Annotated in this window: 1 protein-coding gene; it reads left to right on the top strand. The window is 47.8% G+C overall.

The window, feature by feature from the left end:
- Positions 1 to 295: alpha/beta fold hydrolase (locus tag A3751_RS01700; protein WP_156492179.1), on the top strand; the 295-nt coding region annotated here is incomplete at both ends.

The following is a 295-nucleotide window of genomic DNA, read 5'->3' on the forward strand; positions in this document are numbered from 1 at the left end:
TGTTTGTTGAAATTGATCAGGCCCCTATTTACTTGAAGGTAGATGGCGAAGGCGAGCCAGAACTGTTTCTCCATGGAGTGCCGGACTCAGCGGATATGTGGAACCCCCTCGTCCAAAAAGTTAAAGATAGCTTTACGTGTTATACAACCGACTTGCCGGGCATTCATCGATCAGGCGTGCCAGAATCGTTTGAGTTTGAGCTCAAACACTACGGGCAATATATTAACGATCTGGTTGAAGCGGCCGGTATTCAAACGCCTTTTACCCTGGTTGCACATGACTGGGGTGGTATCTA

The organism is Oleiphilus sp. HI0080 (assembly GCF_001635135.1).